The sequence below is a fragment of the Sulfitobacter noctilucae genome (genome assembly GCF_000622365.1).
GTDB lineage: Bacteria > Pseudomonadota > Alphaproteobacteria > Rhodobacterales > Rhodobacteraceae > Sulfitobacter > Sulfitobacter noctilucae.
In genome coordinates this window covers 285,740-301,748 of the sequence record NZ_JASC01000003.1, presented here as the reverse complement: position 1 = coordinate 301,748, position 16,009 = coordinate 285,740, and the positions used below count along the sequence as shown (strand labels likewise).

Genomic DNA, 16,009 nt, shown 5'->3' with positions numbered 1-16,009 from the left:
ACCTACCGCAACGGCAGGCCGCGTTTCAGCCAGCCGGGCCCCGCTCCGGATCCCAACACCCCTTCGGGCACGTCAAGAACCTGAGTGAACCCCGCATCGGATAGGCGCGATGCTAAGGCGGCGGAGCGCACCCCTCTGGCACAGATCAGTGCGATCGGCACATCGCGCTTGCCACCGGTCGCTACCAACAAATGATCCAGAAAATCGGCTGAACGCATGTCGATTGGCACAGCAGTTGCCGGTATTCCGGTGCGTGCCCATTCGTCCGGCCTGCGAATATCGACCAACACAATCGCGCCTGCCGCCGCAGCGGCCTGCGCCTGTGGGGCGGTCAAGTCGCCCTGCCCCACATCTGCATCCACGTTGAACCACCGCGACGCTGCCAGAGTACATGCACCAAGCGCTGCGACGCCGCCTAAAAGCAGCGCCCGCCGCACAAGGTGCGGCGGGGCGGGCTCTTGAGAGGTGTCGGAACTGCCCGTCATTTCACCGGTGCGGCTGAACTGAACTTTGGAATTGCCCGGTCGGAACCGGGCGTCGGCTCAATCGAGGGCCAATTGCCTTCTGCCAGATTGATATTGGCCGGAATGTCCTCTTCCCAGAACCCGACGACATTTTCTGTGATGTTGAGGTACAATTTGCCGTCCACGATCCGCCACAGGGTTGGATTGCCCGGCACCTTGCCACCCTTGGATACGCCATAGGCGCAATGCCCGTCATATTGCGGCGCATATTGTGCCGGATCGGCCAGAAAAGCATCGCGGTTTTCTGTGGTTGCAAAGGCAAAAGTCGCACCATTGTGCTCAGCTGTGATCCCCGCATTGCCCGGCAGGGGGGCGGGCTGTGCACTACCGACCGGGGCTTGCGGCAAATCAAAATAGGACACCACATCATATCCCGATGCGGCAAAGCCTGTTTCATCAACGTATTGCTCACCTGCGAAGGCCTGACCGGTCAGACCGATGGCCGTCGCAGCGGCAGCAATTGTAAGAATAAAACGGTTCATGCGGTCTCTCCTGTGCCAGACATGCGATGACGTTACGGCAGGAAAACACACACTGCATCCTCTAAGGCAATACCTCTCGGCGATGTGAGACTGCACACAGCTACCGTGAGAAAATTGCCGGATTATTTCAGGATCGGCGGCTTTGATGGGTCCGACCCCGGCGGCATGCGCGGCGTATGTTGCAGGCCTTCGTCCTGCGGCAGATCAAACCGCAGCCCGACTTTCGCCAGTTTGGCCACGGTCGGATCAGCAGGCCCGAAAAACCCAACGTCCATCGCTCCCGCCTCGATACCTGAAAAAGTCAGCGCCTCTGAGGCTGCCCGCACCAGTGCATCCTGCGCCCGTGGGATCGCGCCGACAAAAGCCAGCAAATGCCCGCGCCCACCGCCCACATAGTCGACCGCAACCAGAAAGGCCCCGGCAGCCATGCCGGTCGCGGTGGCAAGCTTCGCGTCGATTGCAGCAATCAGGCTTTCAGGCAGGCCCGCAGGTGGCAAGACCCGCTCGATCCGGGCCTCGACCTCGCCCGCTGAATGGTCAAGCGTAGCGCGCAACCAGCTGACAGCTTCGGGCGGCAGCAGGATTTCCGACGGTGCCACTCCCAGATTGACGGCAAGGCCCAGAGGCTGTCCTTCAAGCATCGCCGCCACAGTGCGCCCTGAGACCGCAACGTAAGGAGCAGGTTCGCCCACATAAGCCGCAAGCCGTGCGGCGCGGTCAAACACGATGACGTAGCCTTCCTCAAACAGGACCGGATTAATCTGGTCCTCTACCGGCTCGGCCTCCAGCAGCAGAAACAGCTCGACATCCGCGATACGTTCGTAAAACCGCAACCGCGCCGCATCATCATCAGGCGCGGCTATCATCGCCTCATGGGCGGTATCTAGGGGGGTCGGATCAGTCATGCAGCACCTCTTGAACGGCCTGTCGCAGTCGCGGCAGCACTTCTGCCTCGAACCACGGATTTTTCTTTAGCCATCCGGTATTGCGCCACGACGGATGTGGCAAGGCAAAGACGCCGGGCGGATGGTCGCGCCAACTTGCGACAGCGTCGGTCACACGGGTGAACCCCGGCAGATGATACTTCATCGCATGGCCCCCGATCAAAACCGTAAGGCGCACGTCCGGCACAACCGCCAAAGCCTGCGCCCGCCATGTTTTCGCACAGACAGGCGGCGGCGGCAGATCGCTGCCTTTGGCGTCATAGCCCGGAAAACAGAACGCCATCGGGACAATCGCCACCTTGCTGCGGTCGTAAAAGGTATCTTCGTCGGTTCCCAGCCAATCGCGCAGGCGTTTGCCCGAGGCATCCCAAAAAGGCGTATTGGCCTCATGCACCCGCAAACCGGGCGCCTGCGAGGCAATCAGAATGCGCGCACCCGGCGCAAACCAGACCACCGGGTTGGGCTGATGCGCCGTGGCAGTCGCCGCAAACCGCTCCGCACATATTCTGCAGGACCGCAAGTCATCTCTCATATCCGTCATGCACAACCAAATACCCCGCAGATCAAAGGCGCCAACCCCTGTCTCACCCTTTTTCAAATACCACCCCGTACCACCCCCCTTCTGAACAGCTGATTTCGAAGATCATCGAAATAAAACTTGCGCACCTAAGTTATTTCGATAATTCTAGAAACATGAAAACAGATTCGCTCCCCATTCCGCCCCTCACCCTCGCCGCGGCTAGCTTTGCCGCTCTCGGGTCCGAGCAACGCCTGTCGGTCCTGCGTACCCTCGTGCGTGCGGGACCAGAGGGGCTGAGCATCGGGGCCTTGGGAGAGCGAACGGGTGTTACCGGATCAACTCTGACACATCATCTGAAACTTTTGGCCGCCGCTGGATTGGTCAAACAGGAACGCCAAGGCCGCAGCACCATCTGCGCCGCTGTCGCCTATGCCGAAATCGAAGCCTTGGCGCAATTTCTTCTGACCGAATGCTGCGCAGATGCGGCAGCCCCCTGCGAGGAGCACGATCATGGCTGATACCACCCAATCCCAAGGCTCACCATTTCGTTGGAACCCCGGCGCATGGGGGGTGATCGTGGCAATCCTTGTCGGGATCGCAGTGTTCGCGCCCGACACCCTGCGCGAAACAATCATCTTCACTCTGCGTGCCCTTGGCAATACGGCCCCCTTTATCGCTTTTGCGGTGCTTGCGGTGGCCTTCCTCAAGGCAACTGGCGCTGAAAACCTGCTCGCCCGCGCGTTCCAGGGCAATCAGGCGCGGATGATTGTGATGGCGGCACTGCTGGGCGGGCTGTCGCCCTTTTGCTCTTGCGAAGTCATCCCCTTTATTGCGGCCCTGCTTGCGGTTGGCGCGCCACTGGGCGCGGTCATGGCCTTCTGGTTGGCTTCACCCCTGATGGATCCGGCGATGTTTGCCATCACATCAGGCACCCTTGGCTTTGACTTTGCCCTGGCGAAAACTTTGGCCGCCGTCAGTGTCGGGATGATGGGCGGCTTTGGCGTGATGTTGGCCTCCAACACCGCGCTCTTTGCGGATCCCCTGCGCGAACGACCCAGTATCGGTGGATGCTGCGGCGTGAAGAAGCCCTTCTCCGGTACGCCGGTATGGAAGTTCTGGCCCGACGCCGAGCGACGTGAGACGTTTAACCGGACGGCCATCGACAACGCGCTTTTCCTGACCAAATGGCTGACCTTGGCCTATCTGATCGAAGCCCTGATGCTGCGCTATGTTCCGGCGGATATGATCGCAAGCGTGCTGGGCGGCGATGGTGTTACGCCGATCCTGCTGGGGGCACTGGTCGGTGCGCCGGCCTATCTGAACGGCTATGCCGCCGTACCGCTGATCGACGCATTGCTGGCACAAGGCATGAGCCAAGGCGCCGCCATGTCCTTTGTCATCGCCGGTGGCGTCAGCTGCATTCCCGCCGCCATTGCGGTATGGGCACTGGTTAAACCACGCATCTTTGCGGCCTATCTGGGCTTTGCCCTGGTCGGGGCCGTCACGGCTGGGCTGATCTGGCAGAGCGTTGCCTGAATTGCATCGACAAAATGGGTCTACCTCTAGGGTTGCAGATGCTGGGAATTGTACATTTGTTTCCATCTAGGACATAATATCGCCTAAGTCGCGGTATACCTATTTGTGCAATCCTCTGAAACAAGAGGAATGAACAAACGTCACCAAGGCAGCAACCGGAGCAGGCATGCTGGAATTCGAAAATGTGTCCAAGTCTTATTGGACAGGCACCCAGCACAAGGTGATCCTGGACAAAGCCTCGTTCCGTGTGGAACTGGGCAGGTCGCTCGGCATTCTCGCACCCAACGGCACCGGCAAAACGACACTGATCAACATGATGGCAGGCCTAGAGAAGCCCGACGAAGGCGAGATCAGGCGCACTTGCAACATCTCTTTCCCGCTGGGGTTTATGGGCGGCGTTGTCAGCAAAGTCTCAGCGATGGAGAATGCGCGGTATATCGCACGGCTCTATGGGCTGGACCCGGATTATGTCGAAAGCTTCTGCCGCTGGCTGTGCAATCTGGGCGAATACTTCGATCAGCCGCTGGGCACCTACTCCGCCGGGATGCGCTCGCGGTTTTCCTTTGCCTTGATGTTGGCGCTCGATTTCGACATGTACCTTATTGATGAAGGCATGCCATCCACCACCGACGTAGAGTTCAACCGCAAGGCGGGCGAGATCCTGCAAGAACGACTGCGGACCACAACGATCATCATCGTGTCGCATCAGGCTGAAACGCTTGAAAAGTTTGCCCGTTCGGCCGCCGTCCTCGTGGGGGGCCAGTTTATTATGTTCGATACCTTGGAAGAAGCGAAACAGTTGTATGACTACCAAACCCAAGGCTAGAAAATTTCGCATCAAGCGGAACACGCCGACCACTTCCGCTCCGGCGGAGGGCACCGCCGAAGCTGCAGCAGCGGCTGCGCAGGCAGAGGACAAGCAGCCCCGTCCCAGTCCCCGCCCGGTGCCAGGTGCCACAAAGCCGGCCCAAACCACAGCAAAGCCTGAGGCCGCGCGGGCTGCAAAACCCGCTCCGCAGCCGGCAAAACCGCAACAGACTGCACGCAGCGGTGACGTGGCATCGGCCACCCAGGTCGCGGGTGAAACAGATATCGACGCGATCCGCCGCGAGGGGCTGACAGGTCGTCAACTGCGCATGGCACGCCGCGTTGCTCAAAAGCACGGGTTGGCACCCACCTCTGATTTCGACGCCGTTAGCTTGCTGCGCGCCAAGGGGATCGACCCTTTCCAACGCTCAAATATGCTGGAACTGGTGGTGCCTGACGCCGACGGCCCGCAAACAGGCGCAGGCAATGCCCTGCCTGCAGCAACTGGTCAGCAGATGGGCCGTATCCAGCTCCCGCAGACGTTGCCGACACAGGGTGCAAACCTGCCTTCGACCGATATCAGCCCCGCAGAACGCCGCCAGCGCGAAATCTCTGATATCCAGCGCGACATCACCCGCCGCCGCCGCCGCAAACTGGGTTTGCTCATGGTGCGGCTGGCGTTCTTCGTCATGCTGCCGACATTCGCCGCAGGATATTATTTCTACAAAGTCGCTACCCCGATGTACGCGACCACCAGCCAGTTTCTAATCATTCAGAGCGAAGGCGGCGGGGGCACCAGCCCCTTTGGCGGCATCCTGCCCACGCAATTCGCCAACTCTGCCGACAGCATCGCGACACAGGCCTACCTGCAGTCCAAGGACGCAATGCTGCGCCTCAACGAGGACGCCGGGTTCAAAACCCATTTCTCAGACGCAGAAATCGACCCGATTCAGCGTTTGGCCCCGGAAGCCACCAACGAAGAGGCCTATAAGGTCTACAAAAAGAACGTCAAAATTGGCTACGACCCGACCGAAGGCGTGATCCGCATGGAGGTAATCGCTGCCGATCCTGTCGTCTCCGCCTCCTTCTCAGACAGCCTCATCGAATACGCAGAACAGCGCGTGAACGACCTGTCCAAGCAAAAGCGCGAAGACGGCATGAGGGATGCGCTTGAAGGTTTTGAGATTGCACAGCAAAAGCGGCGCGACGCGCAAGAGGCGTTGATCAAGATGCAGATCGAGAACGGCGTCGACCCCGAAGCTGAAATCATCGCGATCCGCACCCAAATCAGCACCTACGAAGGGCTGCTGATCGAAAAAGAGCTCGAGTTGGCCGCTCTTTTGGATAACGCCCGCCCCAACCGTGCCCGTTTGGACGGTGTGCAGGGCGATGTGCGGCGCCTGAACGATCAACTCGAAAAGTTGCGAGAGAAAATGAGCTCGGCCACCGACGGCGACAACTCGCTGGCGCAGCAGGCCGTGACAATGCAACTGGCACAGGCCGATCTGGCCGCGGCGGACATGGTGCTGCAATCAGCGCAAACCGCCATGGATCAGGCCCGAACCGAGGCCAGTCGTCAGGTCCGTTATCTAACGGTTGCGGTGCAGCCCGTGGCCCCGGATGAGGCAACCTATCCGCGTAAGTTTGAGAACACCGTCTTGGCTTTCCTTATCTTTGCAGGCATCTATCTTATGTTGTCCCTGACAGCGTCGATCCTCAGAGAACAGGTAACTTCATGACCCAAGTCACAATTGGTGACGTTATCATCGGCATTGACCGCCCCCTGACGGTCATCGCCGGCCCCTGTCAGCTTGAATCCGAAACACATGCCCAGATGATTGCGGGGCAGATGAAAGAAGCCTGCGAAGCCGTTGGCGCGCAATATGTTTTCAAGGCCAGCTATGACAAGGCCAACCGCACCTCGCTTGCGGGCAAACGCGGTTTGGGCATCGACGAAGGCTTGAAGGTGCTGCAATCTGTGGGCCGTGCCAACGGGGTGCCGGTACTGACAGATGTCCATACCGAAGCCCAATGCGCCATCGCCGCCGAAGCTGTCGACATCCTGCAAATCCCTGCCTTTTTATGCCGCCAGACCGATATGCTGCTTGCCGCAGGCAACACCGGCAAAGTCGTGAACGTTAAAAAGGGCCAGTTTCTGGCCCCTTGGGAAATGGGCAACATCGTCGACAAGATCGAGTCCACCGGCAACAAACGTATTCTGCTGACCGAACGCGGCACTTCCTTTGGCTACAACACCCTTGTCGCTGACATGCGCAGCCTGCCCCAGATGGCCGCCACCGGCTATCCGGTGGTGATGGACGCTACCCATTCTGTACAGCAACCCGGCGGCAAAGGCGGCTCCTCCGGCGGCCAGCGCGAATTTGCGCCTGTCATGGCCCGCGCCGCCGTGGCGATCGGTGTGGCGGCGGTGTTTATCGAGACCCACGAAGACCCTGACAATGCGCCCAGCGACGGGCCGAACATGATCTATCTGGACCGGATGCCAGCGCTGATCGCCAGCCTGATGCAGTTCGATGCATTGGCCAAACAACATCCCCTCACCTTCTAAAGCGAGACTGCCCGTGACCAAACCCGCACTGACCGTGACCAAGAACACATGGGAATTCCTGCGCGACGCCATGATCACGCCCACAGGGTTTCGCGAATATGACGCCCGTTGGAAATACCCCGACGACATCAACCTGCCCGGCGTTACAGCCTTGGGCCTCGGCCTTGGCACACAAATGCACCGCCGCGGGATCGAGCCTGTGATCGCTGTCGGCAATGACTACCGCGACTACTCGCTTTCGATCAAGAACGCCCTGATGCTGGGGCTCATGCAGGCCGGTATCCACGTCAAGGACATTGGCCCCGCTGTCTCCCCGATGGCCTATTTCGCCCAATTCCATCTGGATGCGCCAGCAGTGGCGATGGTCACAGCCTCCCACAACCCGAACGGCTGGACCGGCGTAAAGATGGGATTTGAACGCCCCCTCACCCACGGCCCAGACGAGATGTCCGAACTGCGCGACATTGTGCTGAATGGCGAAGGGCAGCCGCGCGATGGCGGAAAATACGAATTCGTGCCGGGCGTGCGTGAGGCCTACCTCGACGATCTGGTCGGCGACTTCAAAATGACCCGCAAGCTCAAGGTCGTCTGCGCCACCGGCAACGGCACGGCCTCGGCCTTCGGTCCCGAACTGTTTGAGCGTCTCGGCGTCGAGGTTGTGCCAAGTCATAACCAGCTCGACTACACCTTCCCGCACTACAACCCGAACCCGGAAGCCATGGAGATGCTCCATGACATGAGCGCGAGCGTGAAAGCCTCGGGCGCTGACTTCGCCCTCGGTTTCGACGGCGACGGCGACCGCTGCGGCGTGGTGGACGATGAAGGCGAAGAGATATTCGCGGACAAGGTCGGCGTCATCATGGCCCGCGATCTGGCCAAGCTGCACCCGAATGCAACCTTCGTGGCTGACGTCAAATCAACCGGTCTTTTCGCCTCCGACCCCGAACTGATCAAACACGGCGTGACCGCCGACTATTGGAAGACCGGCCATTCCCACATGAAGCGCCGGGTAAAAGAGATCGGCGCGCTCGCCGGTTTCGAGAAATCAGGCCACTATTTCCTCGCTGAACCCATCGGGCGTGGCTATGACTGCGGCATGCGCGTCGCTGTGGAAATCTGCAAGCTGATGGACCGCAATCCCGACATGTCCATGTCCGACCTGCGCAAGGCGCTGCCGCAGACATGGGCCACCCCCACCATGTCGCCCTATGCCGCCGACACCGAGAAATACGATATCCTCGACCGTCTTGTCGCCAAACTGGTGGCCAAGCACGAAGCAGGTGAAACAATCGCAGGACGCGCCATCAAAGAGGTCGTCACCGTCAACGGCGCCCGCGTGATCCTCGACAACGGCGCATGGGGCCTTGTGCGTGCCTCATCCAATACGCCGAACCTCGTGGTCGTCTGCGAAAGTGCCACTTCAGAGGCTGAAATGCGCGCCATCTTTAAAGATATCGACGCCGTGATCCGTACCGAACCCGGCGTCGGGGACTACGACCAGACAATCTGATCTTTCTCTTTTTGGCCTTAAATACCGCGGAGGTTTGGAGGCAGAGCCTCCAAAGCAGGCTTGCCTGCTTCATCCGACAAAGCCGCCGCGCAAAACGCCTGGATTAATGCCGCGTCCTTGACGCCCGGCGCCGCTTCTACGCCGCTTGAAACATCAAGCTGCCGGGCTCCGGTCATCCGCACAGCTTCTGCCACATTGTCGGGCGTCAGCCCGCCTGCCAGCATCCAGGGTACAGGCCATTTGCGGCCCGCCAACAACCGCCAGTCAAAGGCCAATCCATTTCCGCCGGGCAGCACAGCGTCTTTCGGCGGTTTGGCGTCTACCAATATCTGGTCTGCAACTTGCATATAGCGATCAAGCGCTAGCAGATCATCCTGGTCCGCGACACCGACAGCTTTCATCAACGGCAGGCCCGTCCGCGCCTTGATTTCGCGCACCCGGTCGGGGCTTTCACCGCCGTGAAGTTGTACCATGTCGATCGGCACGACCTCTAGCAGCCGGTCGAGAAACGCGTCAGTCGGGTTGACTACAAGCGCAACCTTGCAAATGCCCTCTGGCACCAAAAGCGCAAGCGTTGCGGCGGCGTCCAATGCCAGATGCCGGGGGGACTTCTTAAAGAAAACAAACCCGACATACCGCGCTCCTGCCTCCGCGGCCGTGGCAACGTCCTCAGGGCGGCGCAGGCCGCAGATCTTCACATTCGTATGGGCGGGCATATCTGGCTTCAGCCGGTCTTGTCCAAAAGCGCAAGAACCTCGTCTTTGCCTTGATGCTTTTCATCTTTCAGGCGCGCAATCTCCCGCTCCAACCGCCGGGTCTCGCGGGCCAGACGCGCTTTCTCGGCACGTTCACCGTACTCGCGGATCCATTCCCAGACAAATCCGACCAAAAGCCCCGCTACGATGCTTCCAAGGATCACAAGAAACAGAGGCAACTGCACTTGCGGATTAACGGCGAACCAGCCCGCCACCTCTTGAGGCAGAACTTGCAGCGTCACAACATCGCGGTTTGCCAATGCAACAGCGATAAGCGCAATCGCAAACACAGCGATGCAAAAGTAGCGGACATAACGCATCAGGAATTCCCGTTCAGGCGGTCGCGCAAAAGCTTACCGGTTTTGAAGAAAGGCACATGCTTTTCCTCCACATGAACGGTTTCACCCGTTCTGGGGTTCCGTCCAACCCTCGCATCCCGCTTCTTGACAGAAAAGGCGCCAAAACCGCGCAGTTCGACCCGGTTGCCATCTGACATGGCAGCTGTGATTTCGTCGAAGATGGTGCCGACAATACGCTCCACGTCGCGCTGATAAAGGTGCGGGTTATCATCCGCTATTTTTTGGATGAGCTCTGACCGGATCATTTTGGTATCCCCCCGCGAGATAAATAATTTTTTGCAGATCGTGCCCGACTATAGGAAAGAACATCCCAGCTTGGAAGACAGGTTAAACTCTTACGGCGTGGTTTTTCTGGCCGAACGCCCTGATTTTAAGTCATTTTGCGCCGAGGCGGCGGAAAAGCTCTAGCCGCATCGCAGCGATGTCGTCGAATGCATCCAGTCGATTCGCACCCACAACAGATCGGAAAACGGAGCCTGCGTCACGGCGCAGGGGGCGCACCAGAGGCTCCCCGAATGAGGTCTTTGAGTGCTGCTCGTCCGATTAAAATGATCCCGGCGGCTTCGCACATTTCTTCGAGGTGGTACAAAAGCGTATAGGGCCTGCGGTGGCCAAAATTCGACAAAACCCAGCCGCTGACCATCTCGAGTCCCACCGCACCACCGAAGAACAAGGCAAGGCCAAGGGCGAAATCACGCCTGACCACGGGTGCAGCACTGCGCATGGCGGTCCAGAAGATAAGCACCAATCCTGCCGCTGCGATAATACCCGGGATCACCCAGGCAAAGTGCAGCAGCCCGGAACCACCACCAAGCGCCTGTCCCAACGCGCCAAAGCGTTCATGAATGCTGATGAAATCGTCCAGCGACAGAAACAACACCGCAGCTCCTGCCAGTACCCAGCCCCAGAAGGGCGCGCCACTGTACCTGCGCACCAAAGCGCTCAGCCCCATCATATAGGCCGCAAAAAGCATGTAGGACACGTTCAGCCAGGTCCAGAAATTGACCTCTGATGCGACATCGAACAACGGAATATGCGCGCGCGGAATTTTTATCCAGCGGAACAGAATGATCATGCTCAGGACCAAAAGCACATAGGCCACCTGCCGCATCCGTTTGGCCAGAAGGTTGGCTGTTTCATCCGTGATCTGCAAAGGGCCAAGTGCGAGGGAATGCATGCGGATACTCCGTTCGGTTATGTGCCGGCGGACTTAGCGCATTGGTCTCAGGGGTACAACGGTGCCGGCCTGCCACATTCGGCCCCTGAAGTTCGGTGCGATCTGCAATCGCCTTATGAGACTGAAGGCGACATGACCGTCCCAACAAAAAAGCCCCGCAGAATTTCTTCTGCGGGGCTTTCTATTTCACTATTGGAAAGACTTAGTCTTCGCTTTTCAGAGCCGCACCAAGGATATCACCCAAGGATGCACCGGAATCGCTGGAGCCATACTGCTCAACCGCTTCCTTCTCTTCTGCAATCTCGCGCGCTTTGATCGACACGCCCAAACGGTGCGCTTTCGCGTCCACGTTTGTGATGCGAACGTCAACCTTGTCACCGACCGAGAAACGCTCGGGGCGCTGCTCGGCACGGTCACGCGACAGATCGGAGCGGCGGATGAAGGCTTTCATGCCCTCGTATTCCACTTCGATGCCACCATCTTCGATGGAGGTCACGTTCACAGTCACAACGGAACCGCGCTTCACGCCGCCCACTGCTTCTGCGAACTTATCACCGCCGACACCTTTGATGGAGAGCGAGATGCGCTCTTTCTCAACGTCCACTTCGGAGACAACGGCCTGAACCATGTCGCCCTTGCGGTAGTCCTGAATGGCTTCTTCGCCACGCTGGTCCCATGACAGATCGGACAGGTGCACCATGCCGTCGATGTCGCCGTCGAGGCCAACGAACAGACCGAATTCGGTGATGTTCTTGACTTCGCCTTCGACTTCCGTGCCCTCGGGGTGTGTTTCTGCAAACACTTCCCATGGGTTGCGCATGGTCTGCTTGAGACCAAGGGAAACGCGGCGCTTGGCTCCGTCGATTTCCAGAACCATGACTTCGACTTCCTGAGAGGTCGACACGATCTTGCCGGGGTGTACGTTCTTCTTTGTCCAGGACATTTCGGAAACGTGAACCAGACCTTCAACGCCCGGCTCCAGCTCAACAAAGGCACCGTAATCGGTGATGTTGGTGACACGCCCGGTGTGCGAGGATTCCAGCGGGTATTTCGCCGCAACCAGATCCCATGGATCTTCCTGCAACTGCTTCATGCCCAAGGAGATACGGTGTGTCTCTTTGTTGATCTTGATGACCTGCACCTTGATCGTTTCGCCGATGGCGAGGATCTCGGAGGGGTGGTTCACACGGCGCCATGCCATGTCCGTGACGTGCAACAGGCCGTCAACACCGCCCAGATCAACGAACGCACCGTATTCGGTGATGTTCTTGACCACACCGTCAACTTCCTGACCTTCGGTCAGGTTGCCGATAACTTCGGCACGCTGTTCGGCACGCGATTCTTCAAGGATCGCACGACGCGAGACAACGATGTTGCCACGACGACGGTCCATTTTCAGAACCTGGAATGGCTGCTTGAGACCCATCAGAGGACCAGCATCGCGCACGGGGCGCACATCAACCTGAGAGCCGGGAAGGAACGCAACCGCGCCGCCCAGATCCACAGTAAAGCCACCTTTGACACGGCCAAAGATCGCACCTTCGACGCGCTCTTCTGCGGCGTAAGCTTTTTCCAGACGGTCCCAAGCTTCCTCGCGACGGGCCATCTCGCGCGAGATAACCGCTTCACCGCGGGAGTTTTCGACCTGACGCAGAAAGACTTCTACCTCGTCGCCGACTTCAACTTTGGGGGATTCGCCTGGCTCGGCAAATTCTTTCAGCTCGACGCGGCCTTCCATCTTGTAGCCTACGTCGATAATGGCTTGGCCCGCTTCAATTGCGATCACCTTGCCTTTGACAACGGAACCCTCTTCGGGCGTGTCCATTTCGAAGCTTTCTTCTAAGAGTGCTTCAAACTCATCCATCATATTCGCCATGTAGCGTATCGTATCCTTATAAGAGTTTTCTGGCCGCGCGGTTGTCTCCGCCGGTCTTTACAGGGTGCCCACCTTTGGTGTGGCGGTGTGAATTGATCTATGATTCGGGTCACGTAACACAAAAGAAATAGGGCCGGAATAAACCGACCCTGCTCAGATGTGCGTCCGCAGCTTGTATCCGCCCCTTAGACAGGGCGCGTATAGGCCATATTTTGCAAGGGCGCAAGGCCCAAGGCAGCTCTGTCTCGAGGCGGATTAAAAATGGCCGCCGTCCCGAAGGACGGCGACAGCTTATCTATCAATTTTCCTCTGCCGGCGCAAAACCGGCCGACGTATCACTCTTCAGTAGGTCCGCCCGCATCCTTCCAGCCCGGAAAGCCGCCGATGTTTGTCACATTGGTATACCCCATGTCCTGCATGGTCTTACCGGTAAGTGCCGCCTGCCCACCTGCACCACAAATCAAATAGATCTCGCCGTCTTTCGTCAGCGCGGGGTTGTAAAAGTCTTCCATGTTCGGATCGGCACGAAACTCCATCATGCCGCGTGGGATGCGATGCGCGCCCTTGATTGTGCCAGTTTTTTCAATGTCGCTGCTGTCGCGGACATCTACAAAGATACCAGAACCGGCGGCATGTTTCGCAATTGCCTCCTTTACTTCCATGGTGGGAACGGTCTCATTGGCAGCTTCCAGATAATCTTTTGCAGTCTTCATGGTGCATTCACTCCATTTTGTGTGTGTCAATGTTGTATGGCCAAGCGACGCATCTCTCGCACAGCTTCGCCGACCCTTACAAAGGCAATGCATCACATAGGAATAGGTTCCGGATTGCTGACGATGAAAGCTTTTAACCCCCTTCGGGATGCTTCTGCGCAATCAACGCGACGGCGGCGGCAACTGCATCTGCAATCGCCATATCCGAGGTATCGATTTCCGTGGCGTCCTTTGCCGCACGCAGAGGCGCATCAGCACGCCCCATATCGCGGGCATCGCGCGCCTCGACATCCGCAAGGACCGCTTCGAAGCTGGTTTCGACGCCTCTGCCACGCAGTTCCTCGAACCGCCGACGGGCGCGGACCACCGCATCAGCCACCACAAACAGCTTCACCTGGGCGGACGGACAGATCACCGTACCGATATCGCGCCCATCCAACACTGCCCCGCCTGCCCGCGCGGCAAAACTGCGCTGGAAATCCACCAAAGCGGCACGCACATCGGGCATAGCGGCGACTTGGCTGGCCGCCTGGGCCACCTCCGGCATCCGCAAGGCATCGCTGTCCAGATCGCCGGGCACCAGCGCCTGCGCGGCTGCAAGCGCTTCTTCACCCAGCAACACCTTGGCTCCGACTGCGCGGTACAAGAGCCCGGTATCAAGATGTGCAAACCCGAAATGCGCGGCCACGGCGCGCGAAATCGTGCCTTTGCCCGAAGCTGCAGGCCCGTCGATGGCGACAGTGAAGCCCTGCGTGGTGCTCATAATGGTCGGTCCGCCAGCCTAAGGAACCGGTTCATGATTCAGTCCTGTTGATCTGCGCGCCCAACTGCCCCATCAGCGGCTCGAATATCGGAAATGACGTAGCAATGGGACCACCATCATCCACGCTGACCGGCTTTTCACTCGCCATGCCCAGAATAAGAAAGGACATTGCGATGCGGTGGTCCAGATGACTGGCACAAGTCGCCCCGCCCGCCACATTGCCGTGGCCCCGGCCCTGCACAATCCACCAGTCAGGACCGTCCTGCAAGTCGATTCCATTGGCGCGTAACCCGGCGGCCATTGCATCAATACGGTCACTTTCCTTGACACGCAGCTCCTTGACGCCACGCATCACCGTCTCGCCTTGCGCATAGGCTGCGACCACGGACAACACCGGATATTCATCAATCATCGAGGCCGCCCGGTCTTCGGGCACCTCGATCCCTTTCAGATCAGGCGAGAACCTGGCCCGCAAATCCGCCACCGGCTCGCCGCCCTCTTCACGCTCGTTTTCATACGTCAGATCCGCACCCATTTCGCGCAGCGTCGTGAACAGACCCGCCCTTGTCGGATTCAGCCCGATGCCAGGCACCAATACATCTGACCCGGGGACGATAAGCGCGGCGCACACCGGAAAGGCGGCCGAAGACGGATCGCGCGGCACCTCGATATGCTGTGGTTGCAATTCAGGCTGACCGGTCAGGGTGATCACCCGCCCCTCTTCCGTGTTCTCCACGCTGATCTCGGCCCCGAAACCCGCCAGCATCCGCTCCGTGTGATCCCGCGTTGCCTCGGCTTCAATCACAACCGTCTGCCCGGGAGCATTCAACCCCGCCAAAAGCACCGCTGATTTCACCTGCGCAGACGGTACCGGCACAGTGTAGCGCACCGATACAGGGTCTTGGGCACCGACCAATGTCATCGGCAAACGCCCCCCGCTCCGGCCCACGGTCTGACAGCCGAACAGCGCCAGGGGGTCCGTCACCCGCGCCATGGGTCTCCCGTTCAGGCTCGCGTCACCGCTGAAGGTCGCCACAATCGGCGAGGTTGCCATCGCCCCCATGATCAGCCGCACGCCCGTGCCGGAGTTGCCACAATCAATCACACCGTCGGGTTCTGCAAAACCGCCGACACCAACGCCCTGAACCGACCAGTTGCCCTCACCGAGGTCCGTCACCTTCGCCCCGAACGCCCGCATCGCCTGCGCCGTATCCAACACATCCTGCCCTTCAAGCAGACCGCTGATTGTCGTCTCGCCTACGCACAATGCGCCCAGGATCAACGACCGATGCGAAATCGATTTATCACCGGGCACCTCTGCCCGCCCTGTCAACGGACCACAGGCCCGCGACGTCATTGGAATAGGATCACCGTGGCCTGACATGATACGCGTCCTCGCTTGCTATTGAACGCTTCTACCCCAGCCACAAAACCCCGTCCATGCCAAGGCGCAGGCCAATGCCAAAAGTCTTTT

Annotated in this window: 18 protein-coding genes; 6 read left to right on the top strand and 12 right to left on the bottom strand. The window is 59.1% G+C overall.

The features are described 5' to 3' along the window. Window positions 1-2: 2 nt before the first annotated feature. From Z945_RS19295 to Z945_RS0103890, 4 genes are all read right to left on the bottom strand, one after another. On the bottom strand, window positions 3-485 hold the full coding sequence (locus Z945_RS19295; RefSeq protein ID WP_037970412.1) for a rhodanese-like domain-containing protein: 483 nt from the start codon (window positions 483-485) through the stop codon (window positions 3-5). Beyond that, window positions 482-1,006 (bottom strand): YHS domain-containing (seleno)protein, encoded by a 525-nt coding sequence (locus Z945_RS0103900; RefSeq protein WP_025050815.1) that lies wholly within the window; start codon window positions 1,004-1,006, stop codon window positions 482-484. The genes Z945_RS19295 and Z945_RS0103900 overlap by 4 nt, the downstream gene beginning before the upstream one ends. 122 nt (window positions 1,007-1,128) lie before the next feature. Further along, window positions 1,129-1,911, bottom strand: coding sequence for an SseB family protein (locus Z945_RS0103895; protein ID WP_025050814.1), 783 nt, complete (start codon window positions 1,909-1,911; stop codon window positions 1,129-1,131). Beyond that, the gene (locus tag Z945_RS0103890; RefSeq protein ID WP_025050813.1) at window positions 1,904-2,491 is read right to left on the bottom strand and encodes a uracil-DNA glycosylase family protein; all 588 of its coding nucleotides are present in this window, start codon (window positions 2,489-2,491) and stop codon (window positions 1,904-1,906) included. The genes Z945_RS0103895 and Z945_RS0103890 overlap by 8 nt, the downstream gene beginning before the upstream one ends. 152 nt (window positions 2,492-2,643) lie before the next feature. Between Z945_RS0103890 and Z945_RS0103885 the strand changes: the two genes are divergently transcribed. The 6 genes from Z945_RS0103885 (at window position 2,644) to Z945_RS0103860 (ending at window position 8,892) form a co-directional block, all read left to right on the top strand. Continuing rightward, entirely contained in the window at window positions 2,644-2,988 is a 345-nt protein-coding gene (locus Z945_RS0103885; protein ID WP_025050812.1) for an ArsR/SmtB family transcription factor, read from the top strand. Beyond that, complete coding sequence (locus Z945_RS0103880) at window positions 2,981-4,006, top strand: permease (RefSeq protein ID WP_025050811.1); 1,026 nt, start codon at window positions 2,981-2,983, stop codon at window positions 4,004-4,006. Before Z945_RS0103885 ends, Z945_RS0103880 begins: the two co-directional genes overlap by 8 nt. Window positions 4,007-4,172: 166 nt before the next feature. Further along, the gene (locus Z945_RS0103875) at window positions 4,173-4,832 is read left to right on the top strand and encodes an ABC transporter ATP-binding protein (protein WP_025050810.1); all 660 of its coding nucleotides are present in this window, start codon (window positions 4,173-4,175) and stop codon (window positions 4,830-4,832) included. After that, window positions 4,810-6,552, top strand: a complete 1,743-nt coding sequence (locus Z945_RS0103870; RefSeq protein WP_025050809.1) for a KpsE/RkpR family capsule polysaccharide export protein — start codon at window positions 4,810-4,812, stop codon at window positions 6,550-6,552. The genes Z945_RS0103875 and Z945_RS0103870 overlap by 23 nt, the downstream gene beginning before the upstream one ends. Beyond that, window positions 6,549-7,382, top strand: a complete 834-nt coding sequence (gene kdsA / locus Z945_RS0103865) for a 3-deoxy-8-phosphooctulonate synthase (RefSeq protein WP_025050808.1) — start codon at window positions 6,549-6,551, stop codon at window positions 7,380-7,382. Before Z945_RS0103870 ends, kdsA begins: the two co-directional genes overlap by 4 nt. Window positions 7,383-7,395: 13 nt before the next feature. After that, window positions 7,396-8,892 carry a phosphomannomutase/phosphoglucomutase gene (locus tag Z945_RS0103860; protein WP_025050807.1) on the top strand — a complete coding sequence of 499 codons (1,497 nt, stop codon included), beginning with the start codon at window positions 7,396-7,398 and terminating at the stop codon, window positions 8,890-8,892. Window positions 8,893-8,909: 17 nt separating this feature from the next. Here the strand turns inward: Z945_RS0103860 and Z945_RS0103855 are convergent, their stop codons facing one another. From Z945_RS0103855 to aroA, 8 genes are all read right to left on the bottom strand, one after another. Beyond that, the gene (locus tag Z945_RS0103855; RefSeq protein WP_025050806.1) at window positions 8,910-9,608 is read right to left on the bottom strand and encodes a phosphoribosylanthranilate isomerase; all 699 of its coding nucleotides are present in this window, start codon (window positions 9,606-9,608) and stop codon (window positions 8,910-8,912) included. 8 nt (window positions 9,609-9,616) lie between these two features. Further along, window positions 9,617-9,967, bottom strand: coding sequence for a LapA family protein (locus Z945_RS0103850; protein ID WP_025050805.1), 351 nt, complete (start codon window positions 9,965-9,967; stop codon window positions 9,617-9,619). Then, window positions 9,967-10,251, bottom strand: coding sequence for an integration host factor subunit beta (gene ihfB / locus Z945_RS0103845; RefSeq protein WP_025050804.1), 285 nt, complete (start codon window positions 10,249-10,251; stop codon window positions 9,967-9,969). Before ihfB ends, Z945_RS0103850 begins: the two co-directional genes overlap by 1 nt. Window positions 10,252-10,487: 236 nt before the next feature. After that, the gene (locus Z945_RS0103840) at window positions 10,488-11,183 is read right to left on the bottom strand and encodes a hypothetical protein (RefSeq protein WP_025050803.1); all 696 of its coding nucleotides are present in this window, start codon (window positions 11,181-11,183) and stop codon (window positions 10,488-10,490) included. A 202-nt stretch (window positions 11,184-11,385) separates the two neighbouring features. Continuing rightward, on the bottom strand, window positions 11,386-13,059 hold the full coding sequence (rpsA, locus tag Z945_RS0103835) for a 30S ribosomal protein S1 (protein ID WP_025050802.1): 1,674 nt from the start codon (window positions 13,057-13,059) through the stop codon (window positions 11,386-11,388). Window positions 13,060-13,394: 335 nt separating this feature from the next. Further along, entirely contained in the window at window positions 13,395-13,772 is a 378-nt protein-coding gene (locus tag Z945_RS0103830; protein WP_025050801.1) for a rhodanese-like domain-containing protein, read from the bottom strand. A 133-nt stretch (window positions 13,773-13,905) separates the two neighbouring features. Continuing rightward, entirely contained in the window at window positions 13,906-14,535 is a 630-nt protein-coding gene (locus Z945_RS0103825; RefSeq protein ID WP_025050800.1) for a (d)CMP kinase, read from the bottom strand. A gap of 31 nt (window positions 14,536-14,566) precedes the next feature. After that, on the bottom strand, window positions 14,567-15,919 hold the full coding sequence (gene aroA, locus Z945_RS0103820; protein WP_025050799.1) for a 3-phosphoshikimate 1-carboxyvinyltransferase: 1,353 nt from the start codon (window positions 15,917-15,919) through the stop codon (window positions 14,567-14,569). Window positions 15,920-16,009 lie beyond the last annotated feature (90 nt).

Bases quoted from the DNA above. Each gene is read 5' to 3' on its own strand.
- Z945_RS0103855 (WP_025050806.1), bottom strand. From the start codon at position 9,608: ATGCCCGCCCATACGAATGTGAAGATCTGCGGCCTGCGCCGCCCTGAG.
- Z945_RS19295 (WP_037970412.1), bottom strand. From the start codon at position 485: ATGACGGGCAGTTCCGACACCTCTCAAGAGCCCGCCCCGCCGCACCTT.
- Z945_RS0103850 (WP_025050805.1), bottom strand. From the start codon at position 9,967: ATGCGTTATGTCCGCTACTTTTGCATCGCTGTGTTTGCGATTGCGCTT.
- Z945_RS0103825 (WP_025050800.1), bottom strand. From the start codon at position 14,535: ATGAGCACCACGCAGGGCTTCACTGTCGCCATCGACGGGCCTGCAGCT.
- Z945_RS0103830 (WP_025050801.1), bottom strand. From the start codon at position 13,772: ATGAAGACTGCAAAAGATTATCTGGAAGCTGCCAATGAGACCGTTCCC.
- Z945_RS0103870 (WP_025050809.1), top strand. From the start codon at position 4,810: ATGACTACCAAACCCAAGGCTAGAAAATTTCGCATCAAGCGGAACACG.
- Z945_RS0103875 (WP_025050810.1), top strand. From the start codon at position 4,173: ATGCTGGAATTCGAAAATGTGTCCAAGTCTTATTGGACAGGCACCCAG.
- Z945_RS0103840 (WP_025050803.1), bottom strand. From the start codon at position 11,183: ATGCATTCCCTCGCACTTGGCCCTTTGCAGATCACGGATGAAACAGCC.
- Z945_RS0103895 (WP_025050814.1), bottom strand. From the start codon at position 1,911: ATGACTGATCCGACCCCCCTAGATACCGCCCATGAGGCGATGATAGCC.
- kdsA (WP_025050808.1), top strand. From the start codon at position 6,549: ATGACCCAAGTCACAATTGGTGACGTTATCATCGGCATTGACCGCCCC.
- aroA (WP_025050799.1), bottom strand. From the start codon at position 15,919: ATGTCAGGCCACGGTGATCCTATTCCAATGACGTCGCGGGCCTGTGGT.
- Z945_RS0103880 (WP_025050811.1), top strand. From the start codon at position 2,981: ATGGCTGATACCACCCAATCCCAAGGCTCACCATTTCGTTGGAACCCC.
- rpsA (WP_025050802.1), bottom strand. From the start codon at position 13,059: ATGGCGAATATGATGGATGAGTTTGAAGCACTCTTAGAAGAAAGCTTC.
- Z945_RS0103900 (WP_025050815.1), bottom strand. From the start codon at position 1,006: ATGAACCGTTTTATTCTTACAATTGCTGCCGCTGCGACGGCCATCGGT.
- ihfB (WP_025050804.1), bottom strand. From the start codon at position 10,251: ATGATCCGGTCAGAGCTCATCCAAAAAATAGCGGATGATAACCCGCAC.
- Z945_RS0103885 (WP_025050812.1), top strand. From the start codon at position 2,644: ATGAAAACAGATTCGCTCCCCATTCCGCCCCTCACCCTCGCCGCGGCT.
- Z945_RS0103890 (WP_025050813.1), bottom strand. From the start codon at position 2,491: ATGACGGATATGAGAGATGACTTGCGGTCCTGCAGAATATGTGCGGAG.